4 protein-coding genes are annotated in these 4,223 nt (G+C 67.7%); all 4 read left to right on the plus strand.

From position 1 onward, the window contains the following. Positions 1 to 940: outer membrane protein assembly factor BamB (gene bamB / locus BIS11_RS11985; protein ID WP_253586105.1), on the plus strand; the 940-nt coding region annotated here is incomplete at its 5' end. Then, positions 937 to 2,340 (plus strand): ribosome biogenesis GTPase Der, encoded by a 1,404-nt coding sequence (gene der, locus BIS11_RS11990; RefSeq protein ID WP_227389666.1) that lies wholly within the window; start codon positions 937 to 939, stop codon positions 2,338 to 2,340. The genes bamB and der, both read left to right, overlap by 4 nt. 153 nt (positions 2,341 to 2,493) lie before the next feature. Next, complete coding sequence (locus BIS11_RS11995) at positions 2,494 to 3,525, plus strand: ABC transporter substrate-binding protein (protein WP_253419142.1); 1,032 nt, start codon at positions 2,494 to 2,496, stop codon at positions 3,523 to 3,525. After that, positions 3,519 to 4,223 (plus strand): iron ABC transporter permease (locus BIS11_RS12000; protein ID WP_253586107.1); only part of this gene is annotated, 705 nt, incomplete at its 3' end. The genes BIS11_RS11995 and BIS11_RS12000, both read left to right, overlap by 7 nt.

Here is a 4,223-nt window from a genome sequence, read left to right on the forward strand (position 1 = left end):
CGCCGCCGATGCCCAGGGCGTGGTGATGGCGTTCAACGCGCAAAACGGCAACCGCCAGTGGCGCATCGACCTCGACACGCCGCTCTCCAGCGCCCTGAACGCCATCGCCGGCAAGCTCTATCTCGGCACGCGCAACGGCGAAGTGATCGCCATCGACCAGCGTGACGGCAGCATCGACTGGCGTGCACGGGTCTCCAGCGAAGTGCTGGCCGCCCCGCAGGCGAACCAGCAGCTTCTGATCGTGCAGAGCATCGACGGTCAGGTGACGGCGCTCGATCGCGCCAGCGGCGCCGAGCGCTGGGTCTACACCAGTTCCCAGCCGGCCTTGACCCTGCGCGGCAGCGGCACGCCCATGGTGATCGACCCGGTCACCTTCGTTGGCCTGGCCAACGGCCGCCTCGCCACCCTCGACAACCGCAGCGGCCAGCCGCTGTGGGAGCAGCAGATCGCCACCCCGCGCGGTCGCAGCGAAGTCGAGCGCCTCGTCGACCTCGCCGGCCAGCCGGTGCTGAGCCCGGACGGCCGCCTGTTCGTGACCAGCTACAACGGCCGCGTGGTCGCGCTGGAAGCGACCCAGGGCGGCGTGCTGTGGGAAACCAGCCTCTCCAGCCGGCACACCCCGGTACTGGTCGGCAACACGCTGTTCGTGGTCACCGACGACAGCCAGGTGGTGGCGCTGGACGCCGCAAGCGGCCAGGAACTCTGGCGCAACGACGACCTCGAGGATCGCTGGCTGACCGCGCCGGCCTTTGCCGACGGACGCCTGGCGGTCGGTGACTTCGAGGGCTACCTGCACCTGATCGACGCCCGCGAGGGCCAGATCGTCGGCCGCACCCGGATCCACAAGTCCGGCATCAGCCTGCGCCCGGTCAGCGAAGGCAGAACCCTTCACGTACAGGCCAACAACGGCCGGCTGCAAACGTTGGAAATTTCTCCATGACACCCGTCATTGCTCTAGTGGGTCGACCCAATGTAGGTAAATCGACCCTGTTCAACCGTCTGACGCGCTCGCGAGACGCGCTGGTCGCCGACTTTCCCGGCCTGACCCGCGATCGCAAGTACGGCAACGGACTGCTCGGTAACAAGGCCTACACGGTCATCGATACCGGCGGTATCAGCGGCGACGAGGAAGGCATCGACGCGGCCATGGCGGAGCAGTCGCTGGCCGCCATCGACGAGGCCGACATCGTGCTGTTTCTGGTCGACGCCCGCGCCGGGCTCAACGTCGCCGACGAGGCGATCGCCAATCACCTGCGCGTCAACCAGAAGAAGACCTGGCTGGTGGTCAACAAGACCGACGGTCTGGAAGAGCACTCGGCCATGGGCGACTTCTGGGGGCTCGGCCTGGGCGACCCCTGGCCGATCGCCGCCGCCCACGGGCGCAACGTCTCGCAGCTGATCGACCTCGTGCTCGAGCCCTTCCCCGAGCGCGACGCCGACATTCCGGCGGATACCGGCTCCAAGGGCATTCGCATCGGCGTGATCGGCCGCCCCAACGTCGGCAAGTCGACGCTGGTCAACCGCCTGCTCGGCGAGGACCGCGTGGTGGTGTTCGACGAGGCGGGCACCACCCGCGACGCCATCGAGATCCCCTTCGAGCGGCGCGGCAAGCCCTTCGTGCTGATCGACACCGCCGGCGTGCGCCGGCGCAAGAACGTACGCGAGGTGGCGGAGAAGTTCTCGATCATCAAGACGCTGGACGCGATCAAGGAGTGCCACGTCGCGATCATGGTGCTGGATGCGCGAAGCGGGCTCGTCGAGCAGGACCTGCACCTGCTCGACTACGTGCTGACCACCGGCCGCGCGCTGGTGCTGGCGGTCAACAAGTGGGACGGGCTCGAGACCGAGGCCAAGGAGAAGATGCGCGCCGAGATCAAGCGCCGCCTGGGCTTTGCCGACTACGCCGAGCTGCACTTCATCTCGGCGCTGCACGGTACCGCCGTGGGCGATCTCTACCCCTCCATCGAGCGCGCGTTCGAGGCCGCCAACGCCCACTGGTCGACCAATCGCCTGACCACGCTCTTGCAGGATGCGGTGAGCCAGCATCCGCCGCCCATGGTCAACGGTCGACGCATCAAGCTGCGCATGGCCCACCAGGGCGGCAGCAACCCGCCGATCATCGTGGTCCACGGCAACCAGACAAGCTCCCTGCCGGAAGCCTACCGGCGCTACCTGACCAACACCTTCCGCAAGGTGCTCAAGGTGCGCGGCACGCCGATGCGCTTCGAGTTCCGCTCCGGCGACAACCCGTTCGATAACATGGCGGGCGCCAGCGACAAGGAGAAGGCGAAAAAGCGCGAGCTCAACCGCACCAAGGAGGCGCGCCAGAAGCGCCGCTAGGAGGCGCTCAAGCGAGCGGCCTCATCGATGAAACGCCCGGTGCAACGTCACCGGGCATTTTTTTGCCCTCAATACGAGTGATAACGATTTGCACTTAATGGAGCGTCATGCCATCATCGCGCTCTTTTCGACTTCGGCTGGAGGCTGCCGGCTATGCTCCTGGGCATCGAGCTCCCGAGCGTCGACCGCTGCATGATGTCCGGGCGCCGAACGCGCTCGACCGTCGAGCGAGCGTCATGGTTCGCCGCCCTTCTGCTGTCACTGCTCGTTGGTCCTGCCCTTGCCGATCATCCGTCCCCGCGCATCGTCACCCTCTACCAGGGAGCGACGGACAGCGCCGTCGCCCTTGGCGTCACCCCGGTCGGCGTGGTGGACTCCTGGCTCGAGCCGCCGATGTACCCTTACCTGCGCGAGGCACTGGCCGGGGTCGAGCACGTGGGGCTGGAAACCCAGCCCAACCTGGAAAAGATCGCCTGGCTGGCGCCGGATGCCATCGTCGCATCGCGCTTTCGCCACGAGCGTATCGAGCCGCTGCTCGACGTCATCGCGCCGAGCAGCGTCGTCGAGACCGTCTATGACTTCAAGACCACCTTGCGTCGCGTGGCGAGCGCCACCCACCGGGAGGCCCAGGCCGAGCACCTGCTCGACCAGTGGCAGGCGCGGGTCGACGACTTTCGCCGCCAGGTGGCGCTCGGCCTCGGCGACGCCTGGCCCCAGCGCGTGGCGGTGGTGCGGTTCAAGAGCGATCACGTGCGGATCTACACCGGCGGCTTTGCAGGTTCGATCCTCGACGAGCTGGGCTTCGAGCAGCCCGAGGCCCTGCGCACCCATGGCTGGGGGATGAAGCTCACCAGCAAGGAGAGCATTCCCGTGCTGAACGCCGACGTGCTTTTCGTGCTGCTCGAGCCCGATGACGTCATCATGAACAACTACCGCGCCTGGACCTCTCACCCGCTGTGGCAGCGCCTCGACGCGGCCCAAGGCGGGCGCGTCTTCGAGGTCGACCCGATCGCCTGGATGATGGGTGGCGGCATCCTCGCAGCCAACGCGATGCTGGACGACGTGTATCGCCACTACGCGTTGACGGATCATGGCCCCGCCCTGCCGGACACCGCGCCCTCAAGCGCCTGCCCGACCGGTGCCGAGAGCGACGCGCCCATCGACGAGGGGCGAGAGGCATGCTGACCGGCACGTTCACCCGGACGATGGGGATCGTGCTGGGCACGGCGCTGCTGGTGGCGGCCTTCGTGATGAGCCTGTGGCTCGGGACGACACGAATGCCCCTCGCCACCCTGTACACCGCGCTTTTCGATCACGACCCGACGCGAATCGCCCACCTGGTAGTGATCACCGAGCGCCTGCCCCGGGCGAGCATCGCCGCGCTGGTCGGCGCAAGCCTGGCCGTCGCCGGCGCCCTGATGCAGACCCTGACTCGCAACCCGCTGGCCTCGCCGGGCATTCTCGGCATCAACGCCGGTGCCATGTTCTTCGTGGTCGTGGCCGTCGCGCTGTTGCCCGCCACCACCCCGGCCCATCTCGTGGGCGCGGCACTGACGGGCGCCTGCGTGGCGGCGGCGCTGGTGGTGCTTCTGTGTGGCGGCACTCAGGGCCAGACCGCTTCGCTGCGGGTGGTGCTCGCCGGGGTGGCGGTCACGGCGCTGTTCGTCTCCTTGAGCCAGGGACTTCTGGTCATCGACCAGCAAAGCTTCGAGAGCGTGCTCTATTGGCTGGCGGGATCGGTCTCCGGGCGAGAAATGTCGCTGGTCACTCCGCTGCTGCCGCTGTACCTCGGCGCCGCCATCGGCTGCATGGCGCTGGTGCGTCATGCCAATGCCCTGCTGCTGGGGGACGAGGCCGTGGCAGGGCTCGGACTCAGCGTCGCC

Source organism: Halomonas sp. 707D4 (genome assembly GCF_024158685.1).
Lineage (GTDB): Bacteria > Pseudomonadota > Gammaproteobacteria > Pseudomonadales > Halomonadaceae > Vreelandella.

What these genes read in the sequence shown, in the direction of transcription:
- der (WP_227389666.1), top strand. Translation starts at nt 937, where the DNA reads ATGACACCCGTCATTGCTCTAGTGGGTCGACCCAATGTAGGTAAATCG.
- BIS11_RS11995 (WP_253419142.1), top strand. Translation starts at nt 2,494, where the DNA reads ATGCTCCTGGGCATCGAGCTCCCGAGCGTCGACCGCTGCATGATGTCC.